This is a genomic window from Thalassotalea sp. G20_0 (assembly GCF_017744175.1).
In the GTDB taxonomy this organism is placed as follows: Bacteria; Pseudomonadota; Gammaproteobacteria; order Pseudomonadales; family Endozoicomonadaceae; genus Endozoicomonas.
In genome coordinates, this window is the sequence record NZ_JAGHQV010000003.1 from 141735 (window position 1) to 161862 (window position 20128).

16 protein-coding genes are annotated in these 20128 nt (G+C 48.4%); 7 read left to right on the top strand and 9 right to left on the bottom strand.

The genetic code is table 11. The annotated features are described in order from the left end of the window. Nucleotides 1-237 precede the first annotated feature (237 nt). The 5 genes from J7438_RS02665 to J7438_RS02685 all read left to right on the top strand — a co-directional run bounded on the left by J7438_RS02665 (nt 238) and on the right by J7438_RS02685 (nt 5715). Complete coding sequence (locus J7438_RS02665) at nt 238-717, top strand: MarR family winged helix-turn-helix transcriptional regulator (protein ID WP_209202472.1); 480 nt, start codon at nt 238-240, stop codon at nt 715-717. A gap of 261 nt (nt 718-978) precedes the next feature. After that, on the top strand, nt 979-1989 hold the full coding sequence (locus J7438_RS02670) for an ABC transporter substrate-binding protein (RefSeq protein WP_209202470.1): 1011 nt from the start codon (nt 979-981) through the stop codon (nt 1987-1989). 130 nt (nt 1990-2119) lie between these two features. Further along, nucleotides 2120-3019 carry an ABC transporter permease gene (locus J7438_RS02675; RefSeq protein ID WP_209202468.1) on the top strand — a complete coding sequence of 300 codons (900 nt, stop codon included), beginning with the start codon at nt 2120-2122 and terminating at the stop codon, nt 3017-3019. Beyond that, nucleotides 3012-4226, top strand: coding sequence for a quaternary amine ABC transporter ATP-binding protein (locus tag J7438_RS02680; RefSeq protein WP_209275346.1), 1215 nt, complete (start codon nt 3012-3014; stop codon nt 4224-4226). Before J7438_RS02675 ends, J7438_RS02680 begins: the two co-directional genes overlap by 8 nt. A gap of 415 nt (nt 4227-4641) precedes the next feature. After that, the gene (locus J7438_RS02685; RefSeq protein ID WP_209275347.1) at nt 4642-5715 is read left to right on the top strand and encodes a hypothetical protein; all 1074 of its coding nucleotides are present in this window, start codon (nt 4642-4644) and stop codon (nt 5713-5715) included. Here J7438_RS02685 and J7438_RS02690 read toward each other — a convergent pair. The 4 genes from J7438_RS02690 to J7438_RS02705 form a co-directional block, all read right to left on the bottom strand. Then, nucleotides 5710-6477: an SDR family NAD(P)-dependent oxidoreductase gene (locus tag J7438_RS02690; protein WP_209275348.1), complete on the bottom strand. Its 768-nt coding sequence runs from the start codon at nt 6475-6477 to the stop codon at nt 5710-5712. The genes J7438_RS02685 and J7438_RS02690 overlap by 6 nt on opposite strands. Before the next feature lie 295 nt (nt 6478-6772). After that, a complete protein-coding gene (locus J7438_RS02695) occupies nt 6773-8407 on the bottom strand; it encodes a 3-oxoacyl-ACP synthase III family protein (RefSeq protein WP_209275349.1) in 1635 nt (544 codons plus the stop codon). Nucleotides 8408-8455: 48 nt separating this feature from the next. After that, the gene (locus tag J7438_RS02700) at nt 8456-9673 is read right to left on the bottom strand and encodes a 3-oxoacyl-ACP synthase III family protein (RefSeq protein ID WP_209275350.1); all 1218 of its coding nucleotides are present in this window, start codon (nt 9671-9673) and stop codon (nt 8456-8458) included. Between the two features lie 191 nt (nt 9674-9864). Further along, nucleotides 9865-13179, bottom strand: a complete 3315-nt coding sequence (locus tag J7438_RS02705; protein WP_209275351.1) for an indolepyruvate ferredoxin oxidoreductase family protein — start codon at nt 13177-13179, stop codon at nt 9865-9867. On the opposite strand from J7438_RS02705, the gene J7438_RS02710 reads away from it, so the two are divergent. Then, a complete protein-coding gene (locus tag J7438_RS02710; protein ID WP_209275352.1) occupies nt 13178-13327 on the top strand; it encodes a hypothetical protein in 150 nt (49 codons plus the stop codon). The genes J7438_RS02705 and J7438_RS02710 overlap by 2 nt on opposite strands. A gap of 574 nt (nt 13328-13901) precedes the next feature. On the opposite strand, the gene J7438_RS02715 is transcribed toward J7438_RS02710, so the two are convergent. From J7438_RS02715 to J7438_RS02725, 3 genes are all read right to left on the bottom strand, one after another. Beyond that, nucleotides 13902-16025, bottom strand: coding sequence for a carboxy terminal-processing peptidase (locus tag J7438_RS02715; protein ID WP_209275353.1), 2124 nt, complete (start codon nt 16023-16025; stop codon nt 13902-13904). Between the two features lie 382 nt (nt 16026-16407). Continuing rightward, nucleotides 16408-16758, bottom strand: coding sequence for a hypothetical protein (locus tag J7438_RS02720; protein ID WP_209275354.1), 351 nt, complete (start codon nt 16756-16758; stop codon nt 16408-16410). After that, entirely contained in the window at nt 16759-18057 is a 1299-nt protein-coding gene (locus J7438_RS02725) for a M18 family aminopeptidase (protein WP_209275355.1), read from the bottom strand. It abuts the gene before it with no gap. 87 nt (nt 18058-18144) lie between these two features. On the opposite strand from J7438_RS02725, the gene J7438_RS02730 reads away from it, so the two are divergent. Beyond that, complete coding sequence (locus J7438_RS02730) at nt 18145-18786, top strand: RING finger domain-containing protein (RefSeq protein ID WP_209275356.1); 642 nt, start codon at nt 18145-18147, stop codon at nt 18784-18786. Between the two features lie 240 nt (nt 18787-19026). On the opposite strand, the gene minE is transcribed toward J7438_RS02730, so the two are convergent. Together minE and minD are read right to left on the bottom strand one after the other, a co-directional pair. After that, nucleotides 19027-19278, bottom strand: a complete 252-nt coding sequence (minE, locus tag J7438_RS02735) for a cell division topological specificity factor MinE (protein ID WP_209275357.1) — start codon at nt 19276-19278, stop codon at nt 19027-19029. Next, nucleotides 19275-20090 carry a septum site-determining protein MinD gene (gene minD / locus J7438_RS02740; protein WP_209202445.1) on the bottom strand — a complete coding sequence of 272 codons (816 nt, stop codon included), beginning with the start codon at nt 20088-20090 and terminating at the stop codon, nt 19275-19277. Before minD ends, minE begins: the two co-directional genes overlap by 4 nt. Nucleotides 20091-20128 lie beyond the last annotated feature (38 nt).

Genomic DNA, 20128 nt, shown 5'->3' on the forward strand with positions numbered 1-20128 from the left:
CTCTTGCTGAATAGTCAAAATCAATTTGATCGTTTGGGTTTGGAGCTATGTGCAAGAAGTCCGTCAATGCTCTGAGGGGGTGAACATGAAGAGGATCCTGTATACAACTTTAAATAGGAGTCTAGGTGAAATATATTACAGTTCAAACTATTTGAGATCAAATTGTGTTTGTTTTGCGATTTATTTTGTGGCAAATAAACACGCCTGTTTTCTAAACCTCTTCGATGAGTGAATTGTATGACTGAACCGTGTTACTGGACTGACGTACTTATTTCTCTAAGGCGCATAATACGTGCAACGGATCTGCACTCGAAACGTATGATCAAAGCCTGTGGCCTGACCACCCCCCAGATCATGGTTTTGAAGGCAATCAGTGATCTTGGTGATGTGACGGTCAAGCGGATTTCCCAGGATGTTTCCCTGAGTCAGGCGACAGTAACCACTATTTTGAATCGTCTGGAAGAGCGGCAGTATCTTGAGAGAGTCCGAAGTGTCAGTGATAAACGAATTGTTAACGCACGGTTGACTGAGCTCGGACGCTCTGTATTGGCAACAGCACCGGCGCTACTGCATGAACAGTTTATTGAGCGTTTTGAGGCACTGGAGCCCTGGGAGAAAACCCAGGTTCTGTCGTCTTTGCAGCGGGTTGCAGCCATGATGGATGCCGAGTCCATTGATGCCGCGCCGCTTCTGGATATCGCCGGGACAGAACCTTAGCTGTTTGATTTTTGGCCTTTTTCCCTGGGGTGTTGGTAAAAGTAATTTGAAATCTAATCATTAGAAGTGTAAGTTATTGCCCCAGCTGATATACGGGAAAGTACAGTTAAGTGCTCGGCGCTGGAAAATGGGCTTAAAAATTTCTGCTGTTAATCTGTGTACGGAAAACCGCAGGAGCAGAAATTCTTAATCCCTTTACACCATATAGCCAGGAAGGCGCTGCCCGGTATCAGAAACGGATGAATAAAAACAGGATTGCACATGCTAAAAAGAAAATTGTCTGCCGCTGCCTTACTGGCTGCTTCCCTCCCTTTTGCCGCCTCTGTGTCAGCTGATGAATGCGGTGATGTCACTCTCGCCGATATGAACTGGAACTCGGCAACGCTGATAGCACACGTTGATCAATTTATCCTTGAGAATGTCTTTGGCTGTAATGTGGAGCTGGTGCCCGGCGACACCATGGCGACAGGTACCTCCATGGTTGAAAAAGGAGAGCCGGATATCGCGCCGGAAATGTGGAGTAACTCCATGAGGCAGGCTTTCGATAAAGGTGTCGAGGAAAAACGCCTTCGCTATGCTGGCAATTCGCTGTCAGAAGGCGGTGAGGAAGGGTTCTGGGTACCGAAATACATGGTGGAAAAAGACCCTGAGCTGAAAACCATCAAGGGTATTAAAGGGAAGGCAGCCATCTTCAAGCATCCGGAAGATTCAAGCCTGTCCGCTTTTTACGGTTGCCCGGCGGGCTGGAACTGCCAGATTAATTCTGGCAATTTGTTCAGGGCGCTGGAGCTGGAAGAGCATGGGTTTGACCTGGTTGACCCGGGTTCCGGTGCCGGTATGTCCGGGGCTATTGCCAAAGCCTATGAGCGGGAAGAGGCCTGGTTTGGCTATTACTGGGCACCTTCGGCGGTACTGGGCAAGTATGAAATGGTCAAGGTGGATTTCGGTTCCGGTGTTGATGTGGATGAATTCATCAACTGTACCACTAAAGAAGATTGTGAGTCTCCGAAAGTCACTATGTATCCGCCATCACCGGTCAATACCATTACCACCGAACGTTTCGCGGTTAAAGCACCGGCAGCTTATGAGTACCTGGCAGGGCGCTCGTTTACCAATCAGCAGATGAATGAGCTGTTGGCCTGGATGGAAGAAAATCAGGCGGATGGTGAAATCGCCATGGAGCATTTCCTGACCAACTATGAGTCCGTCTGGTCCCAGTGGTTGCCTGCTGATGTGGTGGCAAAAGTAAAGCAAGAGCTTGCGGCTCTCTAAAGTCATCACTAGTGCAATTGATGGGTTTATTTATTGACCTCCAAACTCCGTTCGTCTTGAGCGGAGTCGAAAGGCGTAAACTCCATACTCTGAATACTGTGCCAATCACCCATAATAAAGGCTGAAGTGTATGGCTAAGGAATCCTGGGTTACTGAGTTTCCGGATATGGATCGCAGTGACCTGATCGCTTTGCGAAAGACTCTGGATGGTGCCTACCGGGAGTTTTCCCGTGAGCATGGCGATTTGATTGAGTCGTTTTTTGACCCGTTACTCTCTTTTCTTGTCTGGTTTGAAAACCTGCTGATCAGCTCTCCCTGGTTACTGATACTGGCGGTTATCACCGGTTTGGCCTACGCCGCCAGCCGTTCCTGGAAGCTGTGCCTCGGTGTTGTCTGTTCCCTGCTGACCATTGGTTATTTTGGTATGTGGGAAAATACCATGAGAACCTTGAGTGTTATCACGGTATGCACCTTGCTCTCCCTGGTGCTGGGCATTCCAATCGGTATCGCTATGGCCCGTTCCGACCGGGTGCAGAAGCTGGTAACGCCGATGCTGGATATCATGCAGACCATGCCGGCATTTGTTTATCTGATTCCGGTGGTGATGTTGCTGGGGATTGGCAAGATTCCCGGTGTGATCGCGGTGGTTATTTATGCCATTCCGCCGGTTATTCGACTGACCAACCTGGGGATTCGTCTGGTGGATAAAGAGGTATTGGAAGCCGCTACCGCCTACGGTGCCAGCCCGTGGCAACGGTTGTGGGGGGTACAGCTGCCACTGGCAATGCCCACCATTATGGCCGGTATTAACCAGACCATAATGATGGCGCTGGCCATGGTGGTGATTGCTTCCATGATTGGCGTCAAAGGCCTGGGGCAGCCGGTACTGAAATCCATTACTAATCAGTATTTCACCCTGGGGCTGCTCAATGGTCTTGCCATTGTTGCGCTGGCGATCATCTTTGACCGGGTTTCTCAGGCTTATGCCCGCAGAACCCAGAAACATCTGGGAGGTGCTGAGCATGCATAACAAGGACCATAAAAAGCCTCTGATCCAGATTCGTGGCCTGTACAAATTATTCGGGAAACAGCCTGACAAGGTCATGTCCCGGGTTCATCAGGGGGAATCCAAAGATCAGATTCTGGCTGATACCGGACATACGCTTGGGCTCAGGGATATCAACCTGGACGTCAAGGCGGGCGAGATTTTTGTGATTATGGGGCTTTCCGGATCCGGTAAGTCCACCTTGATTCGCCATTTTAATCGTTTGATCGATCCCACTGAGGGGGAGATCCTGGTGGATGGCACCGATATTACCCGGTTTTCCGCCAAAGAGCTGGAAAGCTTTCGACGTCAGAAGATGTCCATGGTCTTTCAGCGTTTTGGTCTGATGCCTCACCGGACAGTCATAGATAATGTTGCCTATGGTCTGTCGGTTCAGGGTGTTGGCAAAGCCGAGCGACTGAAGAAAGCGGAACAATGGCTGGATACTGTGGGGCTGGCTGGCTACGAGCAGCAATACCCCTCCCAGTTGTCGGGAGGGCAGCAACAGAGGGTTGGTCTGGCCAGGGCGCTGTGCACCGATGCGGAAATTCTATTGATGGACGAAGCTTTCTCCGCCCTGGATCCACTGATTCGCAGTGAGATGCAGGATCAGTTGATCGGGCTGCAAAGTAAGCTCCAGAAAACCATTGTTTTTATTACCCATGACCTGGATGAAGCCCTGAGGCTGGGCGATCGCATTGCCATTCTGAAAGACGGTGAGCTGGTCCAGCAGGGGGCTCCGGAAGATATTCTGTTGAATCCGGCCACGGATTATGTGGAAGCGTTTGTTAAGGATGTTAACCGTGCCCGGGCATTGACCGTAGAAACGGTGATGAAACCTCCGGCCTGCCGCATTACCGCGGAAACCATTGATGAGGCCTTGAGTCAGATGAAAAAGACCTCTGAAGACTTTGGCTATTACGTTAATGATGAAGGCTATCAGGGTGTGATTCTTCAGCAGACCCTTGAGCAGGCCGTGCAGAAGGGGAGTCACAAGAAGGTCACCTCGATATTGATTGAGACGGTGCCGACTATTCAGGCAGACTCAATACTGGAGTCCGTTATTCCCGATACCCTGGACACCGACTTTCCCCTCCCCGTTGTTGATGACGATGGGCAGTTGCAGGGGCAGCTTTCCCGGTCCAGTCTTGCTGAAGTTCTGGGGGATGTTTCCATTGGAGTAAATCATTAATCAGGCAAAAGACATTAATGATAAACTCTTCTTCAGGCATGACTGTCACCGGCTATTAAGCAATCTGAAAAGTAGAACAGATTGTCGAATAAGGTTTTCCCCGTTAAGTAGCTGGCCATATGGAATCGAATATTTCTGGCTACTTGGGCTGGTACTATGCGAGGCACAACGCAGGGAGCATAGCCGTAGCTATGTGACCGGAGTTGTAACGAAGCAGAGTGCCGGCACAAGGAGTCAGAAATATATGATTTCATATGGTTAGCTACTTACTGGTAAGGGGAAAACTGCGCTCGGGCATGGGTGTCTTGCAGAAGGAATCCCCCACTATAATCGCAAGCGGTGAGGCGTCCATCCGCTTAGTGGTGGGAGGATGTCAAACTTTATACAGGTGCTGAATCATGGTTGTATATCGGTAATGGATAATTTTTCAGGGTTGTCATCGACATTAGCTAACTTCATCCCTGGTCCTGGCAACCAGCAAGATGCTTCACTTAATACGGCTCCTGCCAAAAGTGCAGCGTTTGGGGAAAGATCCGCATCTGTACTTGACCCCGGCGATCTGCAGCAGGACAACCTGAAAATTGATCCCCGCTCAGATGGCGTAGCTGATGTGCTTTTCAAGGATCTGGCAAAGCGTCTTATCAAGCCTTCTGAACTAGACGACATGTATAGTAAGGATAGCGTTAACAAGCTGGAAGAATTCAGTGAAATGGTGTTGCTATCCAGCATGGATAAAACAAAAATATCGGCTTTGTTGACGAAACATCAGATTAATCGATTAAAAAATCCTAATGTTTTAGCAATGGAAGCAATTTATTATAAAAATTTGAAAAAATACACGAGTGCATTTATTCAGGAAATTTATAATATTGCCAACAATAGCAAGCTTGACCAATCATACAGAAACCATATTTGCCTGATGGCGATAGCCATTTATAACTTTTTGGATGAAAACGGCCATAAAACCATAGCGCAGACTATGCAGTTTTCTGTTACTGATATTTATAGCGTTCCTCTTTCAGCTCTTTATTTTCTGAGACTTGGCCAATCGCTGCTATATTCATCCGTTAATGATCCAATAGGTACACTGAAAGGTTATGAATGCCCGGTTAAACAAGGTGAACTGAGCTTTCAGGATTTGAAACTCCTTGGTAATTTACGGCTTTGTGTTATTGCAGACCAGGTATATACCAATATGCAGGAGGACAAGACAACTTCAGAACCGGTGATGACTATAACCAGAGCTTGTCATCCCGGGGATATTGTCAGCATTTATCATCAGATCAATACTTTCCGTCAGCGTTCAGAGTTGAAAGATTTATTAGCGAACCCATTCTCGGAATCGATCGTCATTCATCATGCACTGTCACAACTGGAAACTGCCTTATCTGAAGAAGATTACGCTTGTGTATCTGACACGCTATGGCAACATCATTGCCACAGCATACAAAATAAAATTGGCAAAAAAACTGTTAATACTGAGCTATAAAGGTGTATAACCGGCAGTAACGCCGCCATCGATAGTGAAGATGTTGCCAGTAATGAACGATGCCTCATCTGAGCATAACCACACCACCGCATTCGCGACCTCATCAGGCATTCCAAGTCTCTTTAGCGGATGAAAGTCGGCCAGGGCCTGACGACATTCATCTGACAACGAGGCCGTAACATTGGTCAAGATCCCACCCGGGGCCAGTGCATTGACCCGAATTCCCTTTGTGGCATATTCCAGTGCCGCCACTTTTGTTAAACCAATTACTCCATGTTTGGCAGCGGTATAAGCGGACAACCCCGACGTCCCCACCAAGCCTGCCACTGATGACATATTGATAATCACACCCCGACTACAGGCGCTCATCATGACCAATTCATGTTTCATGCAAAGCCAGGTTCCGGTCAGATGCGTAGCAATAGTTGCATTCCAGCTTGCCGTGGAGGTATCTGTCAGCGACTTGGGAATACAATAGTTGCCAGCATTATTGAATGCACAGTCGAGGGTTCCGTACTGGTCACGGATAACTGCAAACATCGACCGAACCTCATCCGGATTGGAAACATCCGCCCGAATAAACATTCCGTTACCGCCCAGACGACGAATGGCATCAACAGTTTGTTCCCCGGCATCCTCATGCCTGCCACAAACCAGCACCGTTGACTTGTTTCTGGCAAAAGCAAGGGCTGTTGCCCTTCCTATTCCTGAAGTACCGCCAGTGATAAGAACGACGCTTCCACGTTTATCTGGAACACTCATAACGCCTGTAGCCTCCAGAATTAATTAACACAGGTAAACCCCAGGCTATGCCGGGGCGACTCGCATAGGTTCTAACGTTAGGATACTTCTTGATTATCTAGCCTGGATATTTCATAAACATGCTCCCGTTCTCGCTTGTCCTTTGCCGCTCTAAGGGAGTTTTGTTCAGTCGACCGTACTCCCCGGTACGGCGCTCCCTCACAAAATCCCTTAGAGCAACAAAGTCCTCGGCTTTGGCATCCTGCGTCGCCCTACCTCCCACATCCATGTGGTCGTGCGCGAGATTCGGGGCAGTTTATGAAATATCAGGGCTAGCATATCTATCTTCGAGAATTTTCTTTAAATTATTAATCTCAATATTATGGGCGCTATACATTAAGCCAAACGCTTTTGCATACAAAGGATCATTTAAATACCGGGCATGGCCATAAGTTATCCATAACAAGACAGAACCAGGCCTGCCAAGCAACGGTTGAGCATCCAACAACTGGCACTGGTAATCCATCCAGAGATCATCAGGATTGTCATGCCCTACCAGCCAATTGATTCGATACTCTTCCCTGCAAACAAGGCAACGTAAAAAGACCCTGCCAGCAGGTGCCAATGACTCGTCTCCCTCATAGATATCATCTTTGGCAATCCGCAGATTTTGTATGGACATCGTCCACTCTTCCAGGTTCCTGATATCGCTGACATATTCAAATGCATCAACAGTGGAAACCTGTTCAAAAACCGCCATATTAGCAACATACTGAGTGAAAAACTCACCGGGCTTTCGGGCAACTTCCGAGTCAGGCAATATAAATCTTTCCCGCAATTCATTAGTCGTATAATTTCTTGAGTTAATTAACTGCCCTGCAAACGTCACGGGCTGTTCGTTAAGTAAATAATTTTCAGGCTTTTTATCATTACTCCATGTCCAGATACTGCAACCCGCACTATTTTCCCCCACAGAAGCCATCACTATGGTATCACCTGAATGTATCTTATTTAGCTGATAAGCCATCGTCAGGTTGATCAATACCGAAGCGGAGGATACATTTCCATATTCTTCTAAAGTATCTACCGTCTTATTCTGCTGAATACCCAGTGCTTCCTTCCAGGATTCAAGAAATGCTCTATTTGGTTGATGTAGAATAAAAAAATCAATCTCATTATCACTCAAACCTGATTTTGCCAACGCCTTATTTATTGCATCCGATATCATTTCAGTCGATAAAATCTTTAGCTTATCAAAAACTCCTTCAGGCATAAGGGGTTCAGGCTTCGACATCAATTCTCTGAACCTGAAACTGATTTTATTACTGGCCCTGTTGTCTTTAATGTTTTCATTAACCTGCATGACCAGGCCACTTTGAAACCTGGAATCACTGATTATATGTGCTGCAATCCGGCCATTTTGTTGACTATCTACGCCTAAAATAATCGCTCCTGCGCCATCCCCCATACTCATAGTAATTTTCATGGATGCTTCAGATGTATCGTCCTGTAGTTTGGAAAATGTCTCACTGGAGACAATCAATACATTGTCAGTCTGTCCGGATTCGATTGCATAAGTCCCAAACTCCATTGCCTGGATGACACCATTACAAGATTCCAGCATATGCAGATATAGGCAATTTCCGAGTTTCAGCCTATCTTTTAATTCAGCGATACCTGTCGGGATAATACATTCGCCATTAATAGTGCTGGAAACCAAAATCAGTAAGCCAATATTATCAACAGATAGGCCCGCCTGTGTAATGGCCCTGCGCGATGCATGGTAAGCCAGTTCAATATAATCAGTATGACTACTGGCAAATCGCCTGTTTTTGATTCCCGCGCTTAGCAGCCACTCATCAGTCACCCCCCTGGATTTGTAATCGAACTCATTATTACTGACAGTATTCTCTGGTAAATAGGCACCAACACCAAGGATATTAACAGCCATAAATATCTCCGCTTTCATCCAACATCAAGTTGATCAACAAAGCGATGCTCACAAACCATTGACTTGCAAAAGACGGGGTGAGATTTTTTGCAATAAAGCGCTATGGTTTTCACCGACACCTGACGACACCATCACAACATTATCACCGCAATTCACTTTACCTTTTTCCAGCGCATCCAGGAGATTAACAGCTACCGACGCAACGGCGATATTCCCGTAGTGCCGGAATGTTTCATGGTATTTACCGGCAGGAACACCGAGCGCCTTTCGCCAGGCATTGCCCGCCCAGTGAACAGGTTGATGGGCAACAAGAAAATCAATATCCTCACGGCTGTAGTCGGCCTTGCCTAAGGCTCCATCAACAACATTCACTATGTCATCCCGGCTATTTTCGGCAATTTCCTTGCAGAGTGACGGGTCGTTGAAGGTAACAAATTCCTGTTCAAAATCGGGCCCCTGCGAGGTAATAGCAGACAGCCTGGGCCTACGACGCTGAAAGACAATGGCAGCATGGCGAACTCCCTGGCTGATTGAGTGTGAGCTAATATACCCGTATCCATCGTCCACCCTGGATACAATACCGGCGACAGCCGCATCACCGGTATTCGGACTGTAGTAATTGGATTTATCGCTAATATGTGAATCAATAGAACTGCCAATAATCATCACATTGCGCTTCAAACCACAACGCACGTAGAGTACTGCCATTTCCAGCATGGTAATAAACGAGGAACAACAGGTATCAATGTTATAGGCACCAGCGTTGGGCAGTTTGAGTTTATGTTGAACCAGTGAAGCATTCAGGGGAACATGCCGGTCCGGCACAAGGGAACTGACCATCAGCAAGTCAACCATGCTCTGATCCATTCCTGCATTATAGAGAGCAAGCGCACCGGCTAGAGTCTCGGCATCAGAAGATAGCATCGGATGGGGCCGGATAGCGTTAGCTCTGGATTCCGGGTCTACCGGTACGCGGCAACGAGTTTCAATCCCTTCAAACGGATTACTCCTCTTTTTATCCGGCAGACGATCAAACCACGCCTTGTACCATGGCTGACTTTGCCACCCGTCATAATTCGTTTCTACGGTTCCCGGCAGCAAGCCATTTGCCGAGATGGGTTTTAAATAATCATGGTGCAGGCGAGTCTGCTCCGCAAGATAGGCGGGCAACTGGGAAGCGTCCCTTTCCCTGATGTTTTTACCAGGCAGATAACCCCCCATGGCGACCAAACCGGCAGAAAACTGACCATTGAAAAACTCGCGCATTAAACATATCCCCCATGCCCGTTATTAACCAAGGGAAATGGAAGGCAAATTCACACCACGGTTGGCACAAGCATCAGTGGTATCTTCCAGTTTGCCTTTTCCCTGAACAACGACACTCCAATATAAGTCACCTATTAATTACTGTCAGATAATCAATTAAAAATATATTATTTTCCTATGAAATATCCGGGCTAGTATCCCCAGTGTCGTGTCGGTATTCTTTCTCGACTGACAAAGCCAAAACGTTCCGCTCTCTTCAGGAATGCGGTGATGGTGTTTATTTTTACCTGGCCGTACCCCCGAATCTGTTCAGGTAATTGGGCGAATTCGACCATAACCTTATAGTTGTCGTGGGTGATAAAGTCTAAATGTTGGTTAATAATCGACTGATACTGCGCCAGTGCCTCTTTTTCCAGTTTGCGAATGTTGCTATAGGCAAAAATATCAAACCGCGAACCTCGCAAAAAACGACAATATCTTAGTAATTTAAGGAACCATTTACCCCATGATGGCAGTTGGAATTTCTTTTGGCTAAAGGGCAGGGCAAAGTGGTAGGAAAGTTCTGCATTGTGGCCAAACATTCGCTTCACCCCAGTCTGAAAGTCTGGTTTAAGGTAAAGACGGGCCACTTCATATTCGTCCTTGCTGGCCATCAATTGGTATAAATTCAGAATCACCGCCGTACTGAGTTCCGTGTGCCCCATTGATTCATCAACAGCCAACACCCGGTGCACAAAATCCTGATATTTTCTGGCGTAGTGAGTATCCTGATAATCTTCCAACTCCCTGATACGCAACAAGAAGCGGTCATAAATATTGCTGGCTGTACCCTTCACAGATGCAACCGATTTGAATAGTGCATCCGGGTCAAGACACAGCTTTCGCCCCAGCCAAAATGCCTGTCGGACAGCAATACCATCACCGAGGGCCTCAACAATAGCCGATTCCAGGGATGATCTGGCTAATGGGATAATTCCCCGCTGGTATGCAGTCCCAAGAATAATAACATTTGCCAACTCTCTCTGGTTAAATGCCAGCTCAGCCAGTTCACAAAAATCGAAACAGACATTACGCTCTCGATCAGTGTTTTCCTGTATGACATCCACAGCATCAGCAATCGTCATTTTATCTATCAATACATTGTTGTGTAAATTAAGCGATGAAAACCTGGCCGTAGATATCACGGCAACGGTCTTGTCAACGCAGGTCAACTTTAATGAGTCAGCCTCTAAAGCAGACCATACATCCAGCACAATATAAGCGTCCGCACTGCCCGGAACAATGATTGGACTGCTGATATCGGGAGCCTCGGAAATCTTCAAATGTGAGCCAACCACTCCTGCCCTCTGGCTTAGCCCCTTTTTATTGACCAGAGAGACGAATTTACCATCGGCCGATGCGGCGCTGGCCAGAATTTGCCCCATGGTGGTCACCCCGGTGCCTCCCATGCCGGTAATATACAGGTTGGTGGTACCGCTTTTTGCTATGGGATCGGGCAGAGCAATCTGGATATCACGGGTCAGGGGCGAAGATGTAAACGTCGTTCGACGACCATTTTTAATGGTCACCAATGCAGGGCAAAGCGCTTTTATGCAGCCCAGGTCGTGGTTACAGCTGGCCTGATCCACTTTCAGTTTCTGGCCAAATTCAGTATCCTCCGGCAGCAGGCTAAGACAACCTGACTCAAGAACACACTGGTCGCAGCCTTCACACAACTGCTGGTTGATATATACATAGTCCAGCGGCGTGTTATTGTTTTGCTGATCTCTTCTTCTGGCCAGGGCACAGGTACGATCATAAATAAGCACCGTAACCCCCTTGATACGACTTAACCGAGTCTGGAAAGTATCCAGATCGTCAGCCATTCCAACCATTGTTCGTTGATCCAGCTTGTCCTGATAGCGCCGGATATCATCACTGACCACTGCTACTTGCCTGACTCCCTCAGCATAGAGCATCATGACCAGCACAGGGGGCGAGATATTTTCTTTCGGCAACGGACTGTCTGTCATGGCGATAGTGCTGTTATAAAGCAGCTTGAAGGTAATATTGCTATTGGCCACAACGGCCTGTCTTATCGCCAGGGAACCAGAGTGAAAAAACGTACCATCGCCTATATTCTGGAACTGGTGCGGGATATTCAGAAATGGAGACATACCAACCAGCTGGACACCCTCTCCTCCCATCTGGGTCATACTTCCAATGTCGTTTGAATACAAGGCCTGGATACCATGACAACCAACACCGAGGCCAGTCAGGGCATCTGCAGGCAACCGGGTAGAACGGCTGTGGGGGCAACCGGGACAAAAATGGGGTAACCTCTGTGGCCCCTGCCCGACATAATCCGGCCTTGCGACAGGCGATAGCCAGGTACTGGCGGTACTCCATAACTGCAGGTAGGGTTCAAGGGCAACGGCAATAGTTTCTGCATCCAGCCCTCCCCAGGGGGGAAATAGATAGGCTCCGTATTCATCCTGCTTACCACAAACGACAGGGCTATTTGACTGGGAATAAAGAATGGACTTAACCCCTGACTCAATAAACCCCCGTTTCTCTTCAATCACTACAAGTCGTTCCAGGCCATTGGAAAAGCGAATAATGATGTCCGGATCCAATGGATAGACCATACCCAACTTTAGCAGCCGAATGTTGTACTGTTGGAGATCCTGTTGCTTCAGGCCAAGTAGTGCAAACGCGGCCATCAGGTGATAGTAGGTTTCCCCGGCAGCCAGGATGCCCAACCTGGCCTTTTCTTCATCACAGCAAGTGATAGGGTTCAGCCCGTTGACCGCTGCCATAGCGATGGCATTCGCTTCGCGATGAGTATGAATGTCACGTTCCACACGCATGGTCCCGGGAGGCAACAATTTGGATGTGACTCTCGGTACCAATAGCTGTTCAGGGTTTCCGGGCTCTGGTTTGCTGATAACCGGAAAAGGTATGGAAAAATCCAGGGTTTCGCTTAAACCACCGATAACAGACGACACTTTTATCCCAACCCAGAGACCGGAATAACGGGACAGCTCGAAGCCGAAAAGTCCAAATTCAATCAGTTCCCGGAGATTTCCCGGACACAATACCGGCATACAATTGTCATATAAGGTAATAATTGAACATGAAGGCAGTGCCGATGATGAGCAGGTGGCATCATCTCCCACCAGAACCAGAACGCCTCCGTATTCGCTGACACCGGCGTAGTTTCCGTGCCTGAAGGCATCACCGGAGCGATCGGCACCCGGAGACTTCCCAAACCACAGCCCCAGGATCCCATCATAATCATTTCCCGGGTACAGGGCCGCCATCTGGGAACCCATCAAAGCGGTAGCACTCAGTTCCTCGTTAACACCTGGCAGATAATGAATCCGGTGACGTTGAAGTCTTTCATGGTTTTTTCTCAGCGCCGAATCCACTTCGCCCAGTGGTGACCCCGGGTACCCTGATACCAGGATTGCCGTTTTCAGGCCCTTTGCAATATCCCGTTCAGATTGCAGAACTAACATTTCCATGATGGCTTCATGTGCGGAAAAAACGCCTGACATTGCTTTATCCTCTTTGCATGCCGCTGACTCTATAGCGGACTCCACTGTCAAGCCCGCTTTCACCACCCCGATTGATATTTTCCTGAAACCTGATGTCAAAAGACTGATCAGATAAGTAGTTCGCCAAATGGAATCGTATATTTCTGGCTACGTGGGCAGTTACTATGCAAGGCACAACGTAGGGAGCATAGCCTTAACTATGTGACCGGAGTTATAACGCCGCACGACTGCATGGATGCAGGAGCTAGTGTAGTGTGTTGAAATTTTTAGTGCATAATAATTTTCAAACCAGTCAGGTGGCATCATCTTTTGAATGATGGGCTCTTTGAACTCTTCTGAATAGCGGGCCATTGATCACTCACTGGCCGCCCTCTGTTCAGGTTTTTAAATTCAGGAGAGGCGACAGCTATGTTGGCGCGAGGGGATTGTGCTTAAGTAGCTAACCATATGGAATCGAATATTTCTGACTCCTTGTGCCGGCACTCCCGGCAACTGCTCCTGCGTTGCTCTAGCTCCTGCATCCGGGCAGTCGTGCTTCGTTACAACTCCGGTCACATAGCTACGGCTATGCTCCCTCCGTTGTGCCTCGCATAGTACCAGCCCAGGTAGCCAGAAATTTCGATTTCATATGGCCAGCTACTTAGCATTAAAAAGCCCGCAAGAGCGGGCATGTTCATCAATGCTGACTTTTAGCCGGAACGACGGGTAAAGAGCCGCTTATTGTTGCTGGCTTTCACCATATCGGTCAGGATGACACCCGCTTCCTTCAGGAAGGCATCAGGCTCTTTATCTTTTTTCTTCTGTTCCTGTTCCTGGTTGTTAATTTCCTCCAGCTCATCCAGATTGTTCAGCAATGCCAGGCCTCTGGATTTCCGCAGGCGATTTTCAATGGCCAGTCGCTGGCTGCGCATGGTTTGCAGTTCCAGTTGTCGTCTTTCCTGGTTCAGGGAAACCTTTTTCTGATTTTCATAGTGTTCGAAATAGTCCTTCATCTCATGGAGGTAAACAAAATCAGCATTTTTACGGGTGCGGAATTCATGCTTTTTCTGTAGCTCCGGAAGGTAAGGGCTTAAATTGGCGTAAGGTCTGTAGGATACCGGTGAGATATTGTCCCATGGCAGTGCATCCGGCAGCGTGTCTTCACCAATATCCCGGCCATCGTAGAGGGAAGGGAAGATGATATCGGGAATAACGCCACGATTCTGGGTGCTCTGGCCGGAAATCCGGTAGAACTTGGCCAGCGTCAGTTTCAGCTGCCCATGGTTCAGTGGCTGGATGCTTTGTACGGTACCTTTGCCGTAACTCTGGCTGCCAACGATCAGTGCCCGCCCGTAATCCTGCATGGCCCCGGCAAAAATTTCTGAAGCGGAAGCGCTGAGGCGGTCAATCATCACCACCATGGGGCCCTCGTAGAGCTGCTCTGAGTCCGGGTCTTCCTGTCGCTCAGAGCGACCCCGGTTATTACGGACGACAACGGTAGGCCCTTTATCGATAAATAGACCGGTCAATTCATTGGCTTCCTGCAGTGAACCGCCCCCATTACCGCGAAGATCGATAATCAGGCCATCCACTTTCTCTTTCTTTAATTTTTCCAGGAGCCTGCGGACGTCACGGGTGGTGCTTTTATAGTCAGGGTCACCGGCCTGGGCAGCCTTGAAGTCGATATAAAAGGTGGGTAACTCGATCACCCCGATACGGCTGGTCTTGCCATTCATGGGCACTTCAATGATTTTACTGGCTGCATCCTGCTCTTCCAGTTTGACCCGGTCCCGGGCAATTTCATAAACCCGGGTGCTGCTGTCCTTGCTACTGCCGGGAATAATCTCCAGGCGTACCAGGGTGTGTTTGGCACCGCGAATTAATTTGACCACATCATCCAGACGCATGCCCACCACATCTTCCAGGATGCCTTTCTTGCCCTGGCCAACGCTGACGATCTTATCGCCGGGTTTCAGCTGCCCGGCTTTTTCTGCAGGCCCGCCGGGTACAACACTGACTACCCTGGTGTATTCATCCTCTGCAGAGAGTACGGCACCGATACCCTCAAGAGAGAGGCTCATGTTGATATCAAAGTTTTCCGCCGTCTGGGGGGAGAAGTACTGGGTATGAGGGTCGTAAATACCAGCGAAGGCGTTGATGTAGGTCTGAAAGGCATCTTCGCTTTTGCTCTGGTGCAGCCTGCGCAGCAGGTTGGTGTTTCTTCTGCGCAGCTGATTGATAATTTCTTCGTCGGTTTTATTGTTCAGCTTCTGGCTTAATACGCTGTCTTTAAACTGCTTGATCCAAAGCCGTTGCTGGGCTTGCTTGCTGGTAAGCCAGGGTTCATCCTTGCGCTCAATCACCAGCTCTTCATTTTTCCTGAGGTTCAGGTTGTTAATGCCCAGCTCTAACTGTTTAAGCATGAAGCGTGCGCGTTCTTCCGCCCGCTCACGGTAGCGGTTGAAGATGGCGAAGGCGGGGTTGAGGTCACCGCTTTTCAGAGAGTCTCCCAGTTTTTTCCGATAGGGCTCAAATTCCTGGATATCTGCCTGCAGGAAGAAGCTGCGGTTTGGGTCCAGTCGATCAAGATAGCGATCAAACACCTTTTCCATATTGCTCTGGTCAAGGGGGATTTTTCGGTAGTGGCTTCTTGAAAGCAGTTGTACCACATGAACGCTGGCAATGGCCTGTTGCAGGTTGGGCGTCAGGGTGGGTACTGGCTGGCTGATGTCCTTATCGACGGCCTGAGCGAGATTGCCTGAGAGAAGTGCTGTGAAAAGCAGCGCTGAAAAGAACAGCTTTATTCTTTTGGCTGGCTGCAGTTTCGATATCATAGAGGCGTTAGCTCCGTGTCATTCTGTCTGTTGAAGTGTGCCTTCCTGGCTAACCTAACGGATAAGACTCTTTCCATTACTCAAGTCATCGCTCAGGATCTTGAACTCTTGAATATCCTGTAAGGATGAATACAGCATAATACAGTCACATGGCGGATGACAGCCGTTGAGCTTTCATATTCTGAACAGCTTAGGTAAATCAGGCCATTACCTGGCCGGTAAAATGTTTGGGTAAGTGCTATTCCACCAAGGCTATTGAAAAAAATCAATGATTCATTTGGCAGGAGAGCCGGTGTGGGGAGTTTGCAGTATAGAGATGATTGGACACAGGTGAAGATCTGCTGTGTCCATAATATGCAGCTGCTTCAAGGTGGTGTAAAGGTCAATTATAACCTTTGATATAGCCGCCAGTTTCATCAAATGACTTTGTCACAGGCAGTGTTGCAGAAGCCTTTAGCAACGGCTTGACCGAATTAATCGTACTGCGATGAAGTGAAAAGGCGTTACTGGAATTTGAGGTTGAGCGCAGTGTTGGCCGGTTGTTGGCTTCGGGTTTCATGGGGTTGCCTGCAATGTTGGCTGGTCTGATGACATGATCGAGGTTAGCAATATCGGCCGGATAATTGGAGTCTGAAATTGTACGTATGACGGGGCTTCGCGTTGTGTTTTGCCAATAAAACGAGATGTCCGGAGAAGTTTGCTGGCTCTCGTTCAAGAGCCAGCTGATGATCAATTATTCAGTGAATGGCAGTTCGGCCAGGGTCATAAAATGGGCCAGGGTTTTGCTGAGTTCAAAGGCATCCTCACTCCCGGCCAGCTCTCTGATTGAGTGCATGGCGAAGGTTGGCAGCCCGAGATCCAGTGTGCGTACGCCCAGCACGCCGGCGGTCAGTGGGCCAATGGTACTACCACAGGCCATATCGGTACGGGTAACAAAGTGCTGAACTTTGCTGCCACTGGCCTGGCAAAGGGTGCGGTAAAGGGCTGAAGTTTCATCATTGGTGGCATAACGCTGGTTGGCGTTGACTTTGATGACCGCCCCGTGATTCAGTTTCGGTGCGTGATGCTCGTCATGCTTGCTGGCATAGTTGGGGTGGATGCCGTGGGCATTATCCGTTGAAATCAGCATGGAGCGGTTCATGGCCCGGGTCAGTGCCTCACCGGTGCCATACATTCTTTCCAGTACGCTCTTCAGGAAAGGTCCCTGGGCTCCGGTGGTTGAGAGACTGCCCACCTCTTCATGGTCATTGCATACCAACAGGGCTGTGGTGTCTGATGGCTGATGATTGAGCAGAGACTCCAGGCCAACATAGCAGCTGAGCAGATTATCCAGGCGGGCACTGGCGATAAAGTCACCTTTCAGGCCAATAACGGCAGCACTTTGGGTGTCATAGAAAGAGAGGTCGTATTCCATCACTTGCTGGCAGTCGCTGTGCCCTTGACGTATCAGCTCTTGTTTCAGCAGTTCACGGAAATCGACGGTTTCGCCATCGGCCAGTTGAAAAAGGATCGGTGGGATATCGGTTTGTGGATTGACGGCACGGCCACTATTGACCTCGCGGTCCAGGTGAATAGCCAGGCTGGGGATAATGGCGACTGCACGCTCAAAGTTGATCAGTTGCTGGCAAAGCTGTTGCTGATCGTTGAGGTATTGGACACGGCCAGCGAGGGAAAGGTCACGGTCAAACCATGGGTTTAACAGGACGCCACCATAAACCTCAACACCCAGCTGAAAATAGCTGTGCTTATTTAACTCTGGCTGTGGTTTTACTTTCAGGCAGGGCGAGTCGGTGTGCGCTCCTACCATTCTGGCACCCAGCCCAGGTTTGCCCATGGTAAAGGCAATGAGGGACGATCCATTACGGGTTACGTAATATTTACCGCCTTCTTTGAGAGACCAGGATTCGGACTCACTCAATGGCTGAAAGCCCGCTTCCTGTAGTTTGGCCACCATGGTGGCTACTGCATGATAAGGGGTCGGAGAAGCGTTGAGGAACTGGATAAGCTCCTGATTAAAGTGTTCTTTGCTCATGGCACTACCTTGCAATGTAAGTGGTGATCTTACTACAAAGATAGGTTTTATTTCATTGTTGAAACTGACCTGTCTCAGAATTGGATAATGCTGCCTGAGCCCACTAAAGTAAGTGGCTGTATGAACTTGTTGTTGATTGCTCTGTCTAAAAAGAATAATACGAATGAATTTACCCAAATGAATGAAATAAGCATGATTCCTCAAACATCTGCTGAAAACCCTTGCCTCATTTGCTTTGAGGATTTTTCCCAAGAGCCTGACCATGCATTATCTACCCTGAAGTGTGGGCACGCCTTCGGTCGTTCATGCATTATCGAATGGCGAGAAAGGAACACACGTTGCCCCATGTGCAGGGAAAATTTTTTTCTACCAAAAGAGAGTTCAGACGGCAGTTTTACCAGTGCATTAAAGGATCAATTCCACAAAACCCTGTTCAACCGAACGGTGTTTGCGTGCACACTTGTTTATTGTGGATTTTTTTTTGCAACCAATCTTGAGGAGCTGGCTCGCTTTAATGCCTGTGCTGTAGCTGCTGATCTTGCTTGTACCCTCGCCATACGATATGCCTCAGAAGTCAGTGATGATGTAATGTCTGTATTTTTCGGCAGGCTTGGCACTCAAAACTATCATTATCATAATCTGCCCCAAAAAATAGTGACTGAAGGTATTGTCAACTGTTCGCTCATTACTGCCGGTTGGCTGGGTCGGAAATGGCTTTTGGGTTTTTGACCGGGTTGAAGCGATAGGTAGTGATTTTACAAAAAATATGTTTGACTTCATTTTACGAGGGATCAAGAGGTTGTCCAAGAATAAACTGCCCTACTGCGGTGGCAGCAAATTGGTCTAGAAAGTCGGAATTTTTTAGCAAATGGAACCACTATTCGCTAAAAATTTCCGACTTTTTATCCTCAATTCTCTGCCATCTTCGCTACGGGGTCGCCTGGACGGGCGCTATTCTCGATCAGCTTCCTAGTTCGGCAGCTGTACATTGACCTCGAGGATAGAACAACCATCCTGAGAGTCCAGCTTGATGTCAATACACTCCTGCTGGACCTCTATGTATTTTTGAATAACCTGAAGAATATCCCGCTCCATGGCTGGCAGAAAATCACGCCCACTTCGGCTGCTTCGTTCATGGGCTACTATGATCTGCAGCCTTTCCTTGGCAATCGCGGCGGTGTTATCTTCTTTGCGTGAGCGGAATAGCTGCATAAGATTCATCCTATTCCTCCAAACATGCGCTGTAAGAACCCTTTTTTGACGGGTTCGAGAAAGCGGTGTGGTATGTCTTCACCAAGGAAGCGCGCTACCACATCGTTGTATGCCTGACCGGCATCACTGTCGGTATTGCATACGACGGGTACCCCCTGGTTGGAGGCTTTCAAGACTGAGGTGGACTCAGGAATCACACCAATCAGTGGTATCGCCAGAATTTCCTCGACATCCTGAATATTGAGCATTTCTCCCCGTGTCACCCGCTCAGGATTGTAGCGGGTTACCAGTAAATGCTCTTTGACGGGTTCGAGGTTTTCGACTGCACGGCGGGACTTGCTTTGCAAAATACCCAGTATGCGATCAGAGTCCCGGACAGACGACACTTCAGGGTTTGTGGTAATAATGGCTTCATCGGCAAAGTAGAGAGCCATCAGGGCACCGTGTTCGATGCCTGCCGGAGAGTCACAGATGATGTATTCAAAGTCTTTTGCCAGCTGGTTCAGGACTTTTTCAACCCCTGCATGGGTAAGGGCTTCTTTGTCCCGGGTTTGGGATGCTGGCAGAATGGACAGGTTTTCTGTACGCTTGTCTCTGATCAGCGCCTGATGCAGCTCGGCCTCGCCGTTAATTACATTGACAAAGTCGTACACGACACGACGCTCGCAGCCCATCAGGAGATCCAGGTTTCTGAGGCCTACGTCAAAGTCAATGACAACTGTCCGATGACCTTTAAGAGCCAATCCTGTTGCAATGGAAGCACTGGTGGTGGTTTTTCCAACACCACCTTTTCCAGAAGTCACAACAATAATACGAGCCAAGGTGAAATCCTGTCATAAATCAAGAACTGAACTATTGT

What these genes read in the sequence shown, in the direction of transcription:
- J7438_RS02680 (WP_209275346.1), top strand. Translation starts at nt 3,012, where the DNA reads ATGCATAACAAGGACCATAAAAAGCCTCTGATCCAGATTCGTGGCCTG.
- J7438_RS02690 (WP_209275348.1), bottom strand. Translation starts at nt 6,477, where the DNA reads ATGAGTGTTCCAGATAAACGTGGAAGCGTCGTTCTTATCACTGGCGGT.
- J7438_RS02730 (WP_209275356.1), top strand. Translation starts at nt 18,145, where the DNA reads ATGCTGCCTGAGCCCACTAAAGTAAGTGGCTGTATGAACTTGTTGTTG.
- J7438_RS02685 (WP_209275347.1), top strand. Translation starts at nt 4,642, where the DNA reads ATGGATAATTTTTCAGGGTTGTCATCGACATTAGCTAACTTCATCCCT.
- minE (WP_209275357.1), bottom strand. Translation starts at nt 19,278, where the DNA reads ATGAATCTTATGCAGCTATTCCGCTCACGCAAAGAAGATAACACCGCC.
- J7438_RS02725 (WP_209275355.1), bottom strand. Translation starts at nt 18,057, where the DNA reads ATGAGCAAAGAACACTTTAATCAGGAGCTTATCCAGTTCCTCAACGCT.
- J7438_RS02675 (WP_209202468.1), top strand. Translation starts at nt 2,120, where the DNA reads ATGGCTAAGGAATCCTGGGTTACTGAGTTTCCGGATATGGATCGCAGT.
- J7438_RS02665 (WP_209202472.1), top strand. Translation starts at nt 238, where the DNA reads ATGACTGAACCGTGTTACTGGACTGACGTACTTATTTCTCTAAGGCGC.
- J7438_RS02670 (WP_209202470.1), top strand. Translation starts at nt 979, where the DNA reads ATGCTAAAAAGAAAATTGTCTGCCGCTGCCTTACTGGCTGCTTCCCTC.
- J7438_RS02715 (WP_209275353.1), bottom strand. Translation starts at nt 16,025, where the DNA reads ATGATATCGAAACTGCAGCCAGCCAAAAGAATAAAGCTGTTCTTTTCA.
- J7438_RS02700 (WP_209275350.1), bottom strand. Translation starts at nt 9,673, where the DNA reads ATGCGCGAGTTTTTCAATGGTCAGTTTTCTGCCGGTTTGGTCGCCATG.
- J7438_RS02710 (WP_209275352.1), top strand. Translation starts at nt 13,178, where the DNA reads ATGATGGCTTCATGTGCGGAAAAAACGCCTGACATTGCTTTATCCTCT.
- J7438_RS02705 (WP_209275351.1), bottom strand. Translation starts at nt 13,179, where the DNA reads ATGGAAATGTTAGTTCTGCAATCTGAACGGGATATTGCAAAGGGCCTG.
- J7438_RS02695 (WP_209275349.1), bottom strand. Translation starts at nt 8,407, where the DNA reads ATGGCTGTTAATATCCTTGGTGTTGGTGCCTATTTACCAGAGAATACT.